Origin of the sequence: Undibacterium sp. GrIS 1.8, assembly GCF_040544445.1 — a bacterium.
Lineage (GTDB): Bacteria > Pseudomonadota > Gammaproteobacteria > Burkholderiales > Burkholderiaceae_D > Undibacterium.
In genome coordinates this window covers 59,952-77,353 of record NZ_JBEONQ010000012.1, presented here as the reverse complement: position 1 = coordinate 77,353, position 17,402 = coordinate 59,952, and the positions used below count along the sequence as shown (strand labels likewise).

Below are 17,402 nucleotides of genomic sequence, written 5' to 3'. Positions count from 1 at the left end.
GCGCATTATAATCTGCCCATGGAAAATCCTGTTCAATTCGTTCAATGGCTGCGCTCAGTCGCGCCATATATTCACGCCTTCCGTGGCAAAACCTTTGTGGTCGCCTTCCCGGGTGAGCTAGTCATGGCGGGCGCTTTGCCAGTTCTGGCGCAAGATCTGTCGCTGTTACATGCACTAGGAATCAAAATTGTCATCGTGCATGGTTCACGACCACAGGTGGCTGAGCAACTGGCATTGCGCAGCGTGGAAGGCAAATTTCACAATGGCATACGCATCACCGACACCGCCGCGCTGGAGTGTTCTAAAGAAGCGGCTGGCGAGTTGCGACTGGATATTGAGGCTGCATTCAGCCAAGGTTTGCCAAATACGCCGATGGCACATTCTGCGATCAGGATCATCTCTGGTAATTTTGTCACGGCCAAACCGATTGGAATTGTCGATGGCGTTGACTTTGGTCTAACAGGGATTGCCCGCAAAGTAGCGTATGACACCATCCACTCGATTCTGGCTGCTGGCAGTCTGGTACTGCTGGGCCCCTTGGGATTTTCTCCGACGGGTGAGGCATTTAATCTGACAATGGAAGATGTCGCGGTGGCTGCTGCCATTGCATTGCGAGCGGATAAGCTGATCTTCATCAGCGAAACACCGATGATGCTGGACAAAGATAATGATGAGCTACGCGAGCTATCATCGGTACAGGCAGAGCAAGAAATCAAAGCAAATTATCTGCCGGCAGATTCTTCGTTTTATCTGGAACATGCGGTGAAGGCGTCACGCGGTGGCGTGCCTCGGGTACATATTGTGCCCTACAAACTGGATGGTTCTGCCTTGCTAGAGTTATTCACGCATGATGGCGTCGGCACGATGGTCAGCTATGAAAATCTGGAGAGCTTGCGTGAAGCCACGATTGAAGATGTCGGTGGCATTATTAAACTGATCGAGCCGCTGGAAGCCGACGGCACCCTGGTCAAACGTGGTCGTGAGCTGATCGAGCGTGAGATTAATTACTTCTCCGTGATTGAGCATGATGGTGTGATTTTTGGCTGCGCGGCGCTCTACCCTTTCCCTATGGAGAAAATGGGAGAAATGGCCTGCCTGACGGTCAATCCCGATGTGCAAAGTCAGGGTGACGGTGAACGGATCCTCAAACATATTGAAAAACGGGCAAGGCGAGCGGGTATCCATTCGCTGTTCGTTTTAACGACGCGAACCGAGCACTGGTTTTTAAAACGCGGTTTTGTCAAAGCGACCGTTGATGATCTGCCAAAGAATCGGCAAAAAATGTATAACTGGCAGCGCAAATCGCTGGTGCTGATTAAGCAGTTATAATCTTGAGCATCGCTGCAACCTCGGTTGTTATTTCTTAGGACTTACGCAAAATTGTCCCAGCAAGGCGTAGCGGCGAAGACAGTACTTTAGTACCTTACTTAGTACGAACGGACGCTACAACGCAGCTGGGGCGATTTTTCGTAAGTCCCTTTTCAAAGATTGATAGGAGTTTTACCATGGCCCGTACGGTCCACTGCATTAAGTTAGACAAAGAAGCTGAAGGTTTAGATTTTCCTCCGTATCCGGGTGAACTCGGTAAGAAAATTTACGAAAGCGTATCGAAAGAAGCCTGGGCTGCCTGGCTCAAACATCAGACGATGTTGGTCAACGAAAACCGTCTGAATTTAGCAGATACCCGCGCCCGTAAATATCTGGCAACACAAATGGAAAAACATTTCTTTGGCGATGGCGCAGATGCCGCAACTGGCTATGTACCACCGACTGAATAAGCCCAGCAGTTTAGCTGTCCAGATAAAACATATTAAGCCTCGCATCCTTGCGGGGCTTTTTTCATATACCTTGATGCTTAAAATTGATATTTAAAGCTGATCCTAAAAATTTTTCTACAAATTAATTAAAACCAACCCGATGAAGCTCAGACAAAAAATTATCCTGTTTGCAATCACCCCTTTGCTGCTTTCCTTAGCAGCGATTGCGATGGCGGTTTTTTATCAGACCACTTTGCTTGCGGAGCAACAGCGCACGACTGTGGAACAAGCTTATCTGGCGAGTAAAGAAATTGAGTTAAAACACTATGTCACCTTGGGTGCTGCTGCGATATCGAATTTATACAATGCAGAAAAACAAGATCTCCGCACACAAGAAGAAGCCAAGGCAATTTTAGCCAAGCTAGATTTCGGCGATGATGGTTATTTTTATGTGTATGACATGCATGGCAAAAATTTGATGCATCCACGTCAAAGCGATCTGGTTGGCCAGGACTTATGGAATATGAAAGATCCTGAGGGTAATTTCACCATCAGGAAGTTGATCGCTAAAGCGCAGGAAGGTGGCGGCGTAGTCCGTTATTTGTGGGAAAAACCCTCCACCCACAAGGTCGCCGCCAAACTAGGTTATGTCATACCGTTGGAGCGCTGGGGCTGGATGCTGGGTAGCGGTATTTATCTCGATGATGTGAATAACGCTTTGAATAAAATCGAAGTACAAAATACTAAAAATAGCCAAAGCACTCTATTCTGGATTGCGGGCATTGCCATCACCAGCGCCTTGTTGATTGCCGCTTCTGGCCTGGCATTAAACATTAGCGAATCTCGCGTAGCAGAGGCAAAACTCAAGGTGCTGGCGCAAAGTGTAGTCCGGTCACAAGAAGACGAACGCGCCCGTTTATCGCGTGATCTGCATGATGGATTGAGTCAGTTATTGGTATCGGTCAAATTGCAAATCGAATCAGGCTTAGCCAAGCTGGATGCAGAGCAGTTAGAAACCGCCTCTGAGAACGGGTCTAAAAATATATCTGCTAAATCCTCATTCATGCGCGCCACAACCCAACTCAACGATGCACTAGGCGAGGTCAGAAGAATCTCACATGATCTGCGCCCTGCAATGCTGGATGACCTGGGACTCGCCGCAGCGTTTGAGCATTTAAGCGAAGAATTTACCCAAGACACTGGCCTGCCAGTCAACTTTTTAAGCGATGGCGACTGCGATGGTTTGGACGACATCAGTAATACGGTCTTATTCCGCATCGCCCAAGAGGCTTTGACCAATATCCACAAACATGCTGGCCAGGTGACACAGGTGCAGATTACTTTGCGGGGCGACAAACATTCTGTCGATTTAATGATCGAGGACAATGGTGCCGGATTTGACGTACAAGGTATCGCCAGTCACCCCAAACGCGGTATAGGATTGAGCAATATGCGAGAGCGACTGGCAACCGTCAACGGCCAGTTAGAATTGCATTCCAGCGCCAGCGGTACCCAAGTTATTGCCCGCATCACCAGCATCGCAAGGAACTCATCATGAACACAGCAACGCCAGATCAGGCCACCACAAAATCCATCAATCTGCTGCTGGTAGATGATCATCCGCTAGTCAGAGACGGTCTTAAAGCCAGGCTGGAAACGATTCCGCATTTCCATATTATTGGTGAAGCGGCTCATGCTGAGCAGGCGCTGCAACTGGCAGCCAACTTGCCCATTGATCTGATACTGATGGATATCAATTTGGGGGCAAATTCTGCTAACGGTATTAGTTTGACTGCACAGTTAAGCAGGGATTATCCAAAAATCGCAGTGATCATGTTATCCATGCATGAGAAAGCGGAATATGTCAGCCAGTCCATGCAAGCTGGCGCACGTGCTTATGTTTTAAAAGATGCGCCGGCGGAAGAGATCATCGCGGCCATCCATGATGTGATGGATGGTAAGCGGTATTTCAGCTCAGGCTTACAAAAACAATCCGCTGCGCCCTCGGCGGCGCAGATGCTGACCCAAAGAGAGCAAGGCATACTCAAAAGCATCGCTACAGGCAAATCCAATAAACACATCGCCCGCGAACTCAACTTAAGTGTCAGAACGGTAGAAACACACAGACTCAATATCAAACGCAAATTACATATTGAAGGACAAGCAGATTTGATCCGCTTTGCGCTAACTCAGGTAACTCAGACGCTGGATTAAAACTGAGTCCTACACGCGCCAATCAAGAATCTGACATTACACGGTAACAAAATACAGTGCTGAAAGCGCATAAAACCAACTCGATAATTAAACAAGATAATAATATACTCCCACCATGTATATTTTTAACGTCCATACAATCATTGGATAATGCACAATTTTTAAAAAATTTAGATGGGAGTATATTAAATTAACAGGTTAAAGCGCCAGATATTATCTCGGCAAAAACAATCTCTGGTGCTATTCTCCCTGCCTGTGCTGTAAGACAACGCTGACAACATCCCAGGCTCTTTGCGTACAAAAGTACGCCCCTTATTCCGATGGCAACTCTTACTTTAAACACATAAAGTACAACTCATGCACTGACACCAGACGTGTTGATGTTTGCAGCAACTTTGACCAAGTTTGATACGACTTACGTGATTTAAATGAGAGGCTAAAAATGACTCAATCCTTGCGCACTGAAATCTCCATCAAAGCAGATGTAGCACCACGCTTACAACGCTCTTTGCTGAAACATGATTTCGCCATCAATGCAGTATTGAATCCACGTCCTATCGGTCCAATTCAAAATGATTTGTTGGCGGCATTGCCTGCTGAAGAATTAGCCTTCCTCTTGCCGCATCTAGAGTTTGTCGACCTGTCGTTTGATCAAAAATTGCATGACTACGGCGATAAGCTCTCTTATGTCTACTTCCCAACTACTGCCATCGTTGCGCTCTTATACGTGCTGGCAGACGGTGGTGTAACAGAGATTGCCGTGATCGGTCATGAGGGTATGGTCGGTATTTCTGCACTGATGGGCGAAAGCGCCATGGGTACAGCAATGGTACAAAGTACAGGTTACGCGTATCGTTTAAAAACATCTGTCTTAAAAGAAGCTTGTAATCAAGGAGATAAATTACAGTCTTTGATGATGCGCTATACCCAAGCCTTGTTCGCACAGATGGCACAAAATTCTGTCTCTGGCCGCCACTATTCTGTAGACCAGCAATTATCCCGTTGGTTGTTAGACCGGTTAGATCGTTTGCCGACTAATGAGCTGAAAGTAACGCATGAGTTAATTTCAAATATGCTGGGTGTACGCCGTGAGAGTATTACCGAGGCCGCCGGCAAGTTACAACACGCCGGCTTGCTAAAATATCGTCGTGGCAGCATCACGGTATTGGATAGAGAAGGCCTGGAAGCACATGCTGGCGAATGCTACAAAGTCGCCAGACATGCCTTCGATTTAATGCTGGCAAATGCGGCAATCAAACGATAGCAGTCAGATCATTTCGCTAGCAGGAGTTTGTCCAGGGTAGGGAATACGCGCCTCAACTAATGTGCCCGTATCGTCCTTACCTGGTTTGATCGTAAACGTTCCACCCAATAGCAGAGTACGCTCACGCATCCCCAGCAATCCATGTGAGCGCGGTTTTTTAATAGCGTCAATAGATATACCAATACCGTCATCTAAAATCTGTAAATACAGGTCCGACCGCTCTCTTTTTAAACTGACTGTGACTTTTTTTGCTTTGGCATACTTGATCACATTCGTCAGCGATTCTTGCGCGATCCTAAATAAAGCAATAGACCAGGCTGGATCTATTCTGTCGATATCCTCATCAATATCCATCACCAGTTGCAAGCCAGCGATACGCGCTGCCTCGTCACAATAATTTTGTATGGATGCTGCCAGACCAAGGTTATCCAACATACTGGGGCGCAGATCTTCGATAATGCGACGCTTAAGATCAACCACTTCTAACAAGGTGGTTTTTGCTCTTTGTAGCTGAAGAGACAAAGCTGGCTCTTTGGTCTTTAATTTCTCCGTCAACATTGATACATCCATACTAATAGCGGTCAGGCTAGCCCCCATTTCATCATGCAACTCTCGCGCTAATTTTGCTTTTTCTTCCTCAGATACACGCAGCAGATGATGCGACAAAACTGACAGCTGTTCAGTACGTGCCATGACCGTAGACTCAAGATTATCGTTTGTCGTTTTTAATTCTGCCTCTACCTCTCTTTGTTTTGCAAAGCTCTTTTGTATCAGACGATAAAAAAGCATTAACACCAGAATGGCAATGATATTGATCATATTGCCTATCCATAGCGCCTGATTATGTTCATTAAAAAATTGAGTACGACGATTGGATAATAACTCCAGCTCTTCTTTCTCCATGATGACATCCAGAAGACGGATCTCATCCATGATTTCTCTGCCCTCACCTAGCCGAATTACCTTAACAACCTCATCTAAACCGCCATCTTTATATAGCGCAATACCTTGATCAAATTTTTTCATTTTCCGATCAAACATCTCGCGCAACTGAGATAGATTTTTAATTTGAGCTGGATTATCTTTGACTAAACTATTCAGTAAAATAAATTCCTGATTAAGCTGAATAGCGGCATTTTTCTTCGGCCCTAAAAATACCTCATCGCCTGATAAGTAATAACCACGCATGCTGCTCTCGGCATCCATGATGAGCAAATTCACATTTTTTAAATGATCTTTAATATTCCATGTGTGCTCGATCCAATCGGTATTATTTTTCAGCTTTTGCAGATTTTGATAATCAGATATCGCGTTACCAATCAAGGTAATTAAACAAACGAGAAATAAAGCTGTGATGTACAGCGGTAGTGAAGTGGAGGAAGTTTTATTCACACGAATATCCTAATTTGCTATGGATGTGGCGACTGTTATGCGTTTTTTTAAGATTTTAGCTGGCGATTATTAATAAAACTAAGTACGAAATAGTACGAAAAATCTGCACGTAGGAACACTCCTACATCATCTTCAGTTTACGCTGATTGCAAGCACTTATCACCATGTTTACAATGACTCTAAAGCGAGATCATAAATGGAAATCGCGAATTGGAGCCGCAATGCAGCAAATAACTGAAAAATCGTCAACATCTTCAGCGATGTTACGTGAGGTCGAAATTATGGATGTAACGAAAAAACTTAAAGTGTTCTTGATAGAGGATTCTCAGCGAATCCGTACTGTCTTGATTGACATGCTGCATGACACGGAACAGATCGAAGTGGTAGGTTTTGCTGAGAACGAAAAAGACGCTTTAAAGCAATTGAGGGCTAGTGAATGGGACGTAGCGATTGTAGATATCAGTTTGAGCGAAGGTAATGGCTTAGCCGTATTAGCCGCCTTACAAAATGATGCCCGTGATTACGGAAAGCGCTTTGTATTTACCAATCATCCTACGCCAGCGTTGCGAACCCACAGTCTTAAATACGGTGCTGAAGATTTTTTTGATAAGTCGCGTGAGATGGATTTGCTGGTCAGCCGTATTCGGGACTTGCTACATTAAAGTCTTAAAATTTAATGGGGAAACAAGCTTGCGATACAAGTAAATTTATTGAAATAGTTGACGATTTTTTTAAGTAATGTTCAATCCAGCAAATTATTTTTTAAAGCGTAATACGTCAGATCACTGTTTGAATGTAAGTGCATTTTTTCCATCACGCGAGCACGGTAGGTGCTGATCGTTTTTACACTAAGCGATAAAACAAGCGCGATATCAGACACCGATTCTCCCTTCGCCAAGCGCAAAAATACCTGAAACTCCCGATCAGATAATTCTGTGTGTAAAGCTGCAGTGACATCTTGATCAAAGCCCTGCGCCAATATTTCTCCCACCTCTGCACTCACATAACGCCGTCCGGTAGCGGCCGTACGAACAGCTTTAATCAGCTCATCGGTGTCATACTCTTTATTCAGATAACCGTTGGCACCCATTTTGAATAAATTGACCGCGTATTGCTGAGCTGGATAACCACTTAAAATCAAAATCGGTAATTCTGGCTGCCCTTGCTTGATGGTGCGCAAAGTATCAATGCCGCTCTGATCTGGCATGCTGATATCGAGCAGCATCACGTCGCACAACTTATTCCGCGCAATATCCAATGCTTCTCTGCCGGTACTTGCCTCAGCCACGACCTCAATATCGGCTACCTCAGAAAAAATCTGCTTAAATCCAGCACGAACAATTTGATGATCATCACAAATGGCAACACGTATCATTGTAGTCCTTGAGAATATTTAACCTATAGCAAGCACTCAGAATTATGCACTGGCTGTCTTAAGGTGTGTTGGTCTATCAGCGCATAATCCTGTCCACATCTAATCAGATGGTGGACTTACCAAGGTCTTAAACATCACAAAAGCATCAACATAACCAAGTTGCCGGTGTTTAAAAGCGAGAGGCAGAGTACCAATCACGCTAAAGCCCAGCCGCTGCCAAAGGCGCACGGCGCGCTCATTGGTAGACACCACCAAATTAAATTGCATAGCAAGAAACCCCATCGCGATTGCCTCTGACTGCGAATGTTCACACATTGCAGAAGCGATACCCTTGCCTTGTACATCTGGCGCGACCACATAACCGCAATTGCAGACATGGCTACCTAAACCTGGCTGGTTAGGTTTGAGGATATAAGTACCTAATATCTGTCCATCTGCTGCGCAGGCGACATAAGTGGCGGCAGGAGTCTTAATCCACGCGCTATGTATCTCTGCCTCGGTGCTTTGAGTATCATAAGCGTAGGTATCACCTTGGGCAAAAGTGGTCTGCAAGATCGGCCAAATACTGTTCCAGTCAGTTGCAAGGTAGCGACGTATAGAGATCATCATTATTAAGGTAATTTAATCAAGAAATTAGTAACTGATATCCTACTGTATAGCGGCCGTCCTTAAGCCAACATTGTGCCAACACCCAGCTAGGCAAGTTTGGCTTGCAGACTCCACTCAGATGCTGGTCTATATGTTCTTACCCAAGAGTCTACTGTGCGCGCTGGCATAGGATGCGCAATTACATACCCTTGCGCATAATCACAACCAAGTCGCATTAAGGAGACGCCCTGCTCTGCTGTCTCAACACCCTCAGCAATAACCTCGCGTTTAAAAGCATCGGCAAGGCCGATAACCGCACTGATTAACGCAAGGTCTTCTTGGTCTTCTAGCATGTTTCTGACAAAACTCTGATCGATTTTTAAGGTATTAGTGGGTAATCGTTTTAGATACGACAAAGAGGAATAACCCGTTCCAAAATCATCTAAGGCAAAACGTACACCCAATTCTTGGCAGGCGATGATGACTTCACGGACATACTGAATATCTTGAATCGCTGCAGATTCTAAAATTTCAATTTCTAAAGATTGTGGATTGACTTGGGGATAGTCGGCCAGAATGCTCGTCAATCTTGCCAAAAAATCGGGATGCTGAAAATGTCTTGCCGCAATATTCACGCTAAGCACCCAATGCGAGTAAGCCTCATACCAGAGAACTAATTGCTCCAATGCCTGATGTATAACCCACTCGCCGATATCAACGATCAAATCGGTATGCTCAACTATCGGCAAAAAATGTAGTGGCCCGACGATACCTTTATCAGGATGTTGCCAGCGCAATAGCGCTTCCATACCAATGATTTCGCCTTTTCGCATGTTGACTTTGGGCTGGTAATACAACCTCAACTCGCCGTCAATTAATGCACGTCTGATTCTGGTGCGCTGATTGTGATGTGTCCTGACCTGCTGATCTAATTGCGCATCAAAGACATGAAATTGATTGCGTCCATTCAATTTTGCTTGGTACATAGCCTGATCAGCGCTACGCAATAAAATATCGGGATTAAGATCATCACGCGGATAAATTGCCACGCCAATACTCGCTGTGATGGCAATTTCTTTTTGCTCAAATTGATGCGGACGGGATAATTCCGTCATTAGTCTGGTCAATTTATCCTCCAGATCTGCGGCGCCGATCTGGACTTGGATTAATGCAACAAATTCGTCACCGCCCAAGCGCGCTATGTAATTGCCGGAGTTAGCTGTTGCTATGCACGTCTCTAATCTTCCTGCAATATTTTGAAGTAATTTATTAGCGACTTCTTGTCCGTGTTGCTCATTAATAGTTTGAAAATGATCCAGATCAAGCAAGCATACTGCGAGCCAATATTGATCGGCATTTGCCTGCTCAATAGCCAGTTTAAAACGCTCAGTAAACAGGTGACGATTCTCTAAGCCTGTTAACTGATCATGACCGGCTTGCCAAGAAATTCTCTGCATTAAAAGACGCTTTTCGCTGACATCTCTGAAGACCAGAACGCAACCAATTACGCTACTGTCTTTCCGTTTGATCGGAGAAGCAGTAAAGTCGATTTCATGTTGCTGACCATTTCTGTTTATCAGCATCTTCCCCGAGGATTGCAGTACATCCTGGTTATCACTTTCAATTCTATTTTTTTCGCTATTATTTGGGCTATTGTTTCCGCTGCTTTCAAGCTTGTTTTCAACAACATGAATACCCTGAACAAAAATCGTCATTCTGCGTTGATCGATTGCATCCAGCAAAGTGAAGACGTGTTTTAAAGGTGTAGCATGCGCCTCTTGCTGGCTCCAACCCGTCAGCTGATGAGCGACTTTATTCAGGGTCAAAATATTCCCGTCAATATCGGTACTGATCACAGCGTCACCAATGGATGCCAAGGTAGTTTCTACGATCTCCTTCTCGATTGCCAGCTCGTGTCTGCTGAGTTGCAAAGACTTAAAGAGTTTCTGAACTTCTTCCGTCATGCTGTTGAAGGTGCTTGCCAATGCGCGCGATTCCACACTACCAGCGACTTCCATACGGACGGAATGCTCGCCTTTTTTAAATCTGATCGTTGCAATGGCGAGTTTTGCTAAGGTTCTGGCATTGGCGCGTAAAATCAAACTAAGCAAGAAAAAAATAGTAAAAATAATCGCAGCCGACAGCTTGGCTTGCGTACATACTTTAGCCCAGATAGCATCGATGACCGTAGCGGGCGAGGTCGTTAACTGGAGCGTCGCCATAGCACCATCTGATAACATAATCTGATGAACCTGCGACTCATTTTTTAGTAGGATAAAATGAAAAAACCAAGGCGGTGCAGCACTGATGCTGTTGGTAATATTTTCTGCAACAAGCTGGCCGTGCTCATCCTGCCAAGTGATCTCGGTAATCTGGTCACTGGTACTTATTTCGCGTTCAATTAATTGTTTTATCTCAGCAGGCTGATGTCTCGCTGAAAGCTCTTTAATTACAGGTAGTAAAAAATGACTTGCTTGCCGCATTTCAGCAGAGGCGCGCTGCCTGACCTCAGTAGTTTCAGCCTGTATCAGCAAATAATAGCGAAACCCGCTTACGAGAATAATTAATAAAGTCAGTGGGACATATAGCCGCACGTACACACTTTTTTGCAACCATGCATGGAAATAATTTTTTAGCTTGTACACGAATCAATAAGTATCAGTAGATATCAGAATATGGATAACAACTGCAACGCACCCCATTGGATAAATAGGGTTTCGAATGACGCAACGAATCTAAATAAAAACAGGTCCGTAAATAAAAATAGACCCGTTAATGGAACTGCGGGAACTGCCGGAGCTGTTGGAACTGCCGAGCAATCAACCAATTCATCAGCCAATAAACCTGTCGAATTCTAACCCGAAGATTCAAGTTTTCCCGCAGGGAAAGTTTATATTCGGTCATCTGAGTGTAAAGTGCAACACGGATCTATCTACTTCTGGCTGTCTATCAAATTCACAATGTCCTTGCAACCGACTTTTTACTGAGCTTTTTACTTTGTTTTTTACTTACTTTTGCTATCGCTTTTTCTTGCATTTTCTTGTTTTTTCTTTTCTCTAGTACCATCTTTTTTAGAAAGAAATAGCCTTGCCTGTCTTCAATCATTATTCACTTGATCAACAAAAGAGATTCGGTACAATCCGGCATGCTCTCTGAATTCGACCTTATCCAACAGTATTTCGTCACACCCGCCAGCAGCGACCGCCGGATTGCGCTGGGGATAGGTGACGACTGCGCTTTACTCCAGCCTTCACCCGGCATGCAATTGGCGATTTCCAGCGATATGCTGGTGTCGGGCCGGCACTTTTTCCCGGATGCCGATCCCCGTATGCTGGGGCATAAATGTCTGGCGGTGAATTTGTCTGACCTCGCAGCGATGGGTGCCAAACCAGTTGCGTTTACCTTGGCGCTGGCCTTGCCAGAAGCAAGACCAGATTGGTTGGCAGAATTTTCTGGCGGCTTGCTGGCACTGGCGGAGCAACATCACTGTGTTTTGATCGGTGGCGATACGACTAAAGGTCCGCTGACAATTTGCATCACGATTTTTGGTGAATTGCCGCCCGGACGAGCCTTACGCCGTGATGCCGCACAGGTCGGCGATGACATCTGGGTTTCTGGCACTTTAGGCGATGCGCGTCTGGCATTGGCGCACTATTGGGATGAGATGCGCTTGAGTGACGCCGATCTGGCGATTGCCGCACCACGCATGCATCAGCCTACACCACGTATTGCGCTGGGCACGGCATTGCAGGCTATTGCGCATGCGGCATTGGATATCTCAGACGGTTTGATCGGCGACCTTGGGCATATTCTAAAAAAATCCGGTGTTGGTGCCAGCTTGTCGGTGGATGATTTGCCAGCAGGTTTGGCGCTACGCAAGCAAGATCAAACAAGGCGCCGCGAGTTTTGTCTTGCGGGTGGTGATGATTACGAATTATGTTTTACCGCCCCTGTTAGCCAACGTGATGCGGTTGCGGAGGCGGGACGCCACAGCCAGACTACGGTCACACGTATTGGCCGGATTGAGACTGATCTTGGCTTACGCTTGCTGGATGCCAGCGGGCAGCCATTAGCTTTATCATTGACCTCTTTTGATCATTTTAGTAGTCCGTAGCCGAGACAGAATCAGCCCATGAGCATATTTAACACCTCTAGCACCGACGGCATAAAAACAATCAAACCAAGCGCACGCTTTATGCTGAGTAATCCGGCACATATCCTCGCGCAAGGCTTTGGCAGCGGACTCTCGCCCATCATGCCTGGTACCAGCGGCACCTTATTTGCCTGGCTAAGTTTTAATGTGCTGAGTACGCGCTGGCCAGATTTATTCACGCCAAGCTCGTGGGCTTGGATTATTGTGCTGGGTTTTGTCGTGGGTGTATGGGCATGCCAGGTAACCGGGCGCAATATGGGCGTGGCAGATCATGGCAGCATGGTGTGGGACGAGATCATTGCGTTTTGGCTAGTATTGCTGTTTGTCACGCCTGCCAGTTTTTCTACCCAATGCTGGGCATTTTTCTGGTTCCGGGTATTTGATATGGTCAAGCCACCACCGATAGGCTATTTTGATCGTCAGCTCAAAGGCGGTTTTGGTGTGATGTGGGACGATATTCTGGCCGCGTTTTATACCTTGTTGCTATTTGCCTTGTGGCGCGTAATCTGACGGCTTCATTGCATTAAATTCCTCATTAAATTGAATATACTCCCCCCTTATTTTTAATAAATATGCCAAATTGTCCAGAGATTACTTGGACAATAAAATATACTCATAGTGAGTATATAAAATCATCTCAATCCAATCTTTGTTATAAAAACTAAAAAAAGTATTCCAAATACGTACTTTTTTACGCTTTTTCAACGTCTGCAGGCAAACTGTTTCAGCCAGTAGTGTTAGCTAAAGATCTGATCTTGCACGTTTGTAAAAATCCACTTTACAAAGCTGAAACTTCATCAAGTCGCTATCAATGCGCATGGACAAAGTGGTAAAGTAATTCATCAACTTGATTCGTTTATTCGCCTAATTGAGTTAATCCACCACAGGAGACCATGCCATGCCAAATGTTATTCAACTCGCTACCGAAGTCGGCTCAGCCCTGCAATCCAAAAAACTTTTATTGTCGGTCGCAGAGTCCTGCACTGGCGGCGGCGTTTGCCAAGCCATTACCGAAATCGCCGGTTGCTCGGAATGGTTTGATTGCGGGTTTATCACTTACTCCAACTCCTCCAAAACGGAATTATTAAATATCTCCGACGCATTGATTGCACAGCACGGTGCGGTCAGTGAAGAAATTGCCGCGGCCATGGCAGAAGGCGCGCTAGCCAATTCTGAGGCCCATGTCTCCCTCTCCACCACGGGTATTGCTGGTCCGGGCGGTGCAGTACCGGGCAAGCCGGTTGGCACAGTCTGTTTTGCCTGGCTGGTTGGAGGCATCACGCATACTGAACGCAAAGTATTTAGCGGTGATCGTCACGCGGTACGTGAGCAAACTATCGTGCATGCTTTAGATAAGTTGCTACGCTATGTTAAAGAAGCGTAGCAAAAAATTTAAAAGAACTTCGCCGGAGTAATGTAGCGCAAGTCCTGTCAAAGATAGTGTGAAGGAAATTGATTTGTCTACGACTAATGTACACACTGATGCACTCACAACGAGCCCCAACGCCAGTAAAGCCCACTCGCAGGCAACGCTGCCAGAACCGCACATTAATGCCCTGCTGGTCGATGATGATGCTGACATCCGTGAACTGTTAGCACGCTATTTAGAAAAATTTGGTATCCGCTGCATTACCGTCGCCGACGGTAAAGCGATGCGTCAACAATTAGCAGCTACCCAGATCGATATTATTTTGCTTGATCTGATGTTGCCTGATGAAGACGGACTCTCTTTATTGCGAGGTCTGCGAAATAGCAAAGACAGCCAAATCCCCGTCCTGATGTTGACCGCTCGCGGCGAATCTGCCGATAGAATTATTGGTTTAGAGTTAGGTGCAGACGACTACGTAGTCAAGCCCTTTGATACCCGAGAACTGGTATCGCGTATCCATACGATTTTGCGCCGGACACAGGCCGGTCAGGCCAGCCAGAGCAACCAAATTAGCCAACACCATAGCCAGCACAATAACCGAACCGAAGAAGAAATTACGTTCCATGGCTGGCGTCTTAATTGTCATACGCGCCAGCTCAATACGCCCGACAATTTAGTGGTGCCGCTGTCCAATGCAGAGTTCCGTTTGCTATTAACTTTTGTAAAGCGCCCGGGGCAAGTTCTTAGCCGCGATCAGTTATTGGATATCGCACGTGGCAAATCGTCTTTGGCATTTGATCGCAGTATCGATCTGCTGGTCTCGCGACTACGGCAAAAACTCAGTGAGGATTCGCGCCAACCATCAATGCTAAAAACCATACGCGGCGAAGGCTATATGTTTCAGCCACCGGCATCTGCATCTGCATCGAAAACAGTTACACCGACGCTGCTGCCATCGCCGTCTTTGCCTCATCCTTCCTCGAATTAAATAATGACGACAACACCAGCAACAACATTGGGATTACGCCGTTTTTTCTCTGATACGATTTTTACACGCTTATTCGGATTGGCAATGGGGGCGGTGATCGTCAGCCATGTTATGACATTTATTTTGTTATTCGTATTTTTGGGTGACCGTTTTCCACATCCGCATGCAGAGAACAGACCACCGTTTTCTAGGCAAATGCAAACGGCACCGCCCGACAATATGGCACCACTAAGACATCTGCCACCGCATGAAGATCACTTCCCGGGGCCGATGCTGGGTTTTTTTCTGAGTATGTCTATGCAATTTTTAATTCTTGCAATTGCTGCCTGGTATGGATCACGCAATCTGGCGAAACCGATACAAAATCTGGCGCATGCCGCAAGCCAGGTTGGCGATAATTTGAATGCACCAGCTTTGCTGGAAACCGGCCCGGCAGAGGCACGCCAGGCCGCCAATGTATTTAATAAAATGCGGGAACGGATTCGATTGCAATTAGAAGAGCGAGGTCGCTTTTTAGCTGCGGTGTCGCATGACTTGCGTACACCTTTAACCCGCATGAAATTACGGATAGAACATCTGGACGACGATGCCACCAAAGATAAATTGCAACAAGATATAGAAGAAATGCGCTTGATGCTGGATACGACTTTGGAGTACCTGCGCAGTAACGGTAAAGCGACTGCATCGGGGCAATTATTGGACGTGCAAGCCTTGGTAGAAGCCTTGGTTGATAATGCACAAGAGCAAGGACATCAGGTACATTTTTCAGGCGATGCTCAGCCACTCTTTGCGATTATTTCTGATTTGCGTCGCTGTATTTCTAACATCTTAGAAAATGCGCTCAGTCATGGCAAAGAAGTCGAAATTATTTTGCGCGATAGTCCCGATCAACTTTTAATTCAGGTTGTTGATGATGGGCCAGGTATTCCGCCAGATCAGTTACTGCAGGTGTTTGAACCATTTGTCCGTTTATCAGAATCACGTAACAGAAATAGCGGCGGTGTTGGTCTGGGCTTAAGTATCGCCAGAGAAATCGCACGCCAGCATGCTGGCGATTTAGTTTTGTTCAATAATACTGAGCGCCGCGGCCTGACTGCACAGATCTGCTTGCCTAGAAAATTGTCTGATCAGTAATTACATTATTTTAATAAAATCCTATTCAGTGATTGTTCTGAACATACTCAACTTCTTGTATTCGTTTTAAATATGTCGAGTCTGATACAAAGCAGACACAGCTAAGCAACATCGCTGGGAGAAACTGGCACTATCCGTTTTTCCGCAGCACTTTGCTTACTAACGTCATCAATCAGAAGGGAGCGACATCATGAGTTCAATAGGAAGCATAGGCACTACCTCGGCCTATAATTATTCCAGCAGTGTACAAAGACAAAAGCCAGACCCGACGCAGATTGCGGACGATGTTTTTAGTAAGCTTGATACCAATAATCAGGGCTATTTAAGCGAAGCTGATTTGCAGTCGGCGTTTAGCAAACTGTCTTCCTCGTCCTCCTCCACGTCTGCTACAACCTCGTCCAATGCAACTACAGCTTCTGGCAGCAGCTCAAGCAGCACGACCGAAATTAGTGATCTTTTCAAAAAACTAGATAGTGACAGCGATGGCAAAGTCACTAAACAAGAATTCAGCTCTGGTTTGCAAAAACTCAGCGATGAACTAGAAAGCCAGTTCAACGCCCGCCGCACTTCTGGTGCAGGCGCTAGCGATGTCAGCAATCAAGCCCCACCTCCACCGCCAACTCAAAGCGCAGGCTCTGGTCAGGCGCAATCAGCTGATTCTGGCGAACAAAGCGGTGGTGGTGGTGGCGCTGCCAGTGCAACCGCCAGCAGCAGTGCGACAAAAACCTATGACCCGGCGGATACCAATGAAGATGGCACGGTGTCAACCAAAGAGAGTTTGGCCTATGCGGAGAAACTATTAGCCGCCGCCGAGGCAAAGCTAAACGAGACATCTAGCTCAGCAACGTCGGGTACCAGCTCATCGGGTACCGCCAACACCACCAGTGCCACGGGCGTTACTGGAATAGCGGCAACGTCGTCCAATGCAGCATCGTCCAGCTCAGGATCGACCGGCACCAGTTCCGACAGTAGCGGCAACGCCAGCACCAGCAGCGATGCCACATTATTTAGAAAAGCATTGCAGTTATTGCAGGCCTACGCTGATCCTTTTCAGTCTGGCAATACCGGCTCTGGAAGTAGTATTTCAGTGAGTGCTTAGAATGCAGGTTTATTTTTAAGACCGGTAAGCTGTAATGACAAAAGGGAGCCAGGCTCCCTTTTTAACTCT

Annotated in this window: 16 protein-coding genes; 12 read left to right on the top strand and 4 right to left on the bottom strand. The window is 46.1% G+C overall.

All coding sequences use genetic code 11. The features are described 5' to 3' along the window. The first annotated feature begins 18 nt into the window (after positions 1-18). The 5 genes from argA to AAKU64_RS07735 all read left to right on the top strand — a co-directional run bounded on the left by argA (position 19) and on the right by AAKU64_RS07735 (position 5,235). Complete coding sequence (gene argA, locus AAKU64_RS07755) at positions 19-1,329, top strand: amino-acid N-acetyltransferase (protein WP_354331634.1); 1,311 nt, start codon at positions 19-21, stop codon at positions 1,327-1,329. A 176-nt stretch (positions 1,330-1,505) separates the two neighbouring features. Beyond that, positions 1,506-1,778 (top strand): oxidative damage protection protein, encoded by a 273-nt coding sequence (locus AAKU64_RS07750; protein WP_322119672.1) that lies wholly within the window; start codon positions 1,506-1,508, stop codon positions 1,776-1,778. Positions 1,779-1,917: 139 nt separating this feature from the next. Continuing rightward, positions 1,918-3,315 (top strand): cache domain-containing protein, encoded by a 1,398-nt coding sequence (locus tag AAKU64_RS07745; protein ID WP_354331636.1) that lies wholly within the window; start codon positions 1,918-1,920, stop codon positions 3,313-3,315. Beyond that, complete coding sequence (locus tag AAKU64_RS07740) at positions 3,312-3,971, top strand: response regulator (protein ID WP_354331638.1); 660 nt, start codon at positions 3,312-3,314, stop codon at positions 3,969-3,971. The genes AAKU64_RS07745 and AAKU64_RS07740 overlap by 4 nt, the downstream gene beginning before the upstream one ends. Positions 3,972-4,413: 442 nt before the next feature. Continuing rightward, positions 4,414-5,235 carry a Crp/Fnr family transcriptional regulator gene (locus tag AAKU64_RS07735; RefSeq protein ID WP_354331640.1) on the top strand — a complete coding sequence of 274 codons (822 nt, stop codon included), beginning with the start codon at positions 4,414-4,416 and terminating at the stop codon, positions 5,233-5,235. Positions 5,236-5,238: 3 nt separating this feature from the next. Here the strand turns inward: AAKU64_RS07735 and AAKU64_RS07730 are convergent, their stop codons facing one another. Continuing rightward, positions 5,239-6,627 carry a CHASE3 domain-containing protein gene (locus AAKU64_RS07730; protein WP_354331642.1) on the bottom strand — a complete coding sequence of 463 codons (1,389 nt, stop codon included), beginning with the start codon at positions 6,625-6,627 and terminating at the stop codon, positions 5,239-5,241. A gap of 221 nt (positions 6,628-6,848) precedes the next feature. Here AAKU64_RS07730 and AAKU64_RS07725 point away from each other — a divergent pair, with 221 nt between their 5' ends. After that, the gene (locus AAKU64_RS07725) at positions 6,849-7,289 is read left to right on the top strand and encodes a response regulator (protein WP_354331644.1); all 441 of its coding nucleotides are present in this window, start codon (positions 6,849-6,851) and stop codon (positions 7,287-7,289) included. Between the two features lie 80 nt (positions 7,290-7,369). Here the strand turns inward: AAKU64_RS07725 and AAKU64_RS07720 are convergent, their stop codons facing one another. The 3 genes from AAKU64_RS07720 to AAKU64_RS07710 form a co-directional block, all read right to left on the bottom strand. Further along, positions 7,370-8,002 (bottom strand): response regulator, encoded by a 633-nt coding sequence (locus AAKU64_RS07720; RefSeq protein WP_354361962.1) that lies wholly within the window; start codon positions 8,000-8,002, stop codon positions 7,370-7,372. Positions 8,003-8,101: 99 nt separating this feature from the next. Continuing rightward, positions 8,102-8,608: a GNAT family N-acetyltransferase gene (locus tag AAKU64_RS07715; RefSeq protein WP_354331646.1), complete on the bottom strand. Its 507-nt coding sequence runs from the start codon at positions 8,606-8,608 to the stop codon at positions 8,102-8,104. 89 nt (positions 8,609-8,697) lie between these two features. After that, positions 8,698-11,235 carry an EAL domain-containing protein gene (locus AAKU64_RS07710; RefSeq protein ID WP_354361961.1) on the bottom strand — a complete coding sequence of 846 codons (2,538 nt, stop codon included), beginning with the start codon at positions 11,233-11,235 and terminating at the stop codon, positions 8,698-8,700. Positions 11,236-11,735: 500 nt separating this feature from the next. Between AAKU64_RS07710 and thiL the strand changes: the two genes are divergently transcribed. The 6 genes from thiL (at position 11,736) to AAKU64_RS07680 (ending at position 17,333) form a co-directional block, all read left to right on the top strand. Then, positions 11,736-12,704, top strand: coding sequence for a thiamine-phosphate kinase (gene thiL, locus AAKU64_RS07705; RefSeq protein WP_354331649.1), 969 nt, complete (start codon positions 11,736-11,738; stop codon positions 12,702-12,704). A gap of 18 nt (positions 12,705-12,722) precedes the next feature. Next, the gene (locus AAKU64_RS07700; protein ID WP_354331650.1) at positions 12,723-13,253 is read left to right on the top strand and encodes a phosphatidylglycerophosphatase A family protein; all 531 of its coding nucleotides are present in this window, start codon (positions 12,723-12,725) and stop codon (positions 13,251-13,253) included. A 388-nt stretch (positions 13,254-13,641) separates the two neighbouring features. Further along, positions 13,642-14,127 (top strand): CinA family protein, encoded by a 486-nt coding sequence (locus tag AAKU64_RS07695; RefSeq protein WP_354331652.1) that lies wholly within the window; start codon positions 13,642-13,644, stop codon positions 14,125-14,127. Between the two features lie 73 nt (positions 14,128-14,200). Beyond that, positions 14,201-15,100 (top strand): response regulator, encoded by a 900-nt coding sequence (locus tag AAKU64_RS07690; RefSeq protein WP_354331654.1) that lies wholly within the window; start codon positions 14,201-14,203, stop codon positions 15,098-15,100. Between the two features lie 3 nt (positions 15,101-15,103). Then, complete coding sequence (locus AAKU64_RS07685; protein ID WP_354331656.1) at positions 15,104-16,234, top strand: ATP-binding protein; 1,131 nt, start codon at positions 15,104-15,106, stop codon at positions 16,232-16,234. A gap of 190 nt (positions 16,235-16,424) precedes the next feature. Further along, on the top strand, positions 16,425-17,333 hold the full coding sequence (locus tag AAKU64_RS07680) for an EF-hand domain-containing protein (RefSeq protein WP_354361960.1): 909 nt from the start codon (positions 16,425-16,427) through the stop codon (positions 17,331-17,333). Positions 17,334-17,402: the final 69 nt, after the last annotated feature.

What these genes read in the sequence shown, in the direction of transcription:
- AAKU64_RS07735 (WP_354331640.1), top strand. Translation starts at nt 4,414, where the DNA reads ATGACTCAATCCTTGCGCACTGAAATCTCCATCAAAGCAGATGTAGCA.
- AAKU64_RS07685 (WP_354331656.1), top strand. Translation starts at nt 15,104, where the DNA reads ATGACGACAACACCAGCAACAACATTGGGATTACGCCGTTTTTTCTCT.
- AAKU64_RS07725 (WP_354331644.1), top strand. Translation starts at nt 6,849, where the DNA reads ATGCAGCAAATAACTGAAAAATCGTCAACATCTTCAGCGATGTTACGT.
- thiL (WP_354331649.1), top strand. Translation starts at nt 11,736, where the DNA reads ATGCTCTCTGAATTCGACCTTATCCAACAGTATTTCGTCACACCCGCC.
- AAKU64_RS07680 (WP_354361960.1), top strand. Translation starts at nt 16,425, where the DNA reads ATGAGTTCAATAGGAAGCATAGGCACTACCTCGGCCTATAATTATTCC.
- AAKU64_RS07745 (WP_354331636.1), top strand. Translation starts at nt 1,918, where the DNA reads ATGAAGCTCAGACAAAAAATTATCCTGTTTGCAATCACCCCTTTGCTG.
- AAKU64_RS07695 (WP_354331652.1), top strand. Translation starts at nt 13,642, where the DNA reads ATGCCAAATGTTATTCAACTCGCTACCGAAGTCGGCTCAGCCCTGCAA.
- AAKU64_RS07700 (WP_354331650.1), top strand. Translation starts at nt 12,723, where the DNA reads ATGAGCATATTTAACACCTCTAGCACCGACGGCATAAAAACAATCAAA.
- AAKU64_RS07740 (WP_354331638.1), top strand. Translation starts at nt 3,312, where the DNA reads ATGAACACAGCAACGCCAGATCAGGCCACCACAAAATCCATCAATCTG.
- AAKU64_RS07720 (WP_354361962.1), bottom strand. Translation starts at nt 8,002, where the DNA reads ATGATACGTGTTGCCATTTGTGATGATCATCAAATTGTTCGTGCTGGA.
- AAKU64_RS07750 (WP_322119672.1), top strand. Translation starts at nt 1,506, where the DNA reads ATGGCCCGTACGGTCCACTGCATTAAGTTAGACAAAGAAGCTGAAGGT.
- argA (WP_354331634.1), top strand. Translation starts at nt 19, where the DNA reads ATGGAAAATCCTGTTCAATTCGTTCAATGGCTGCGCTCAGTCGCGCCA.
- AAKU64_RS07715 (WP_354331646.1), bottom strand. Translation starts at nt 8,608, where the DNA reads ATGATCTCTATACGTCGCTACCTTGCAACTGACTGGAACAGTATTTGG.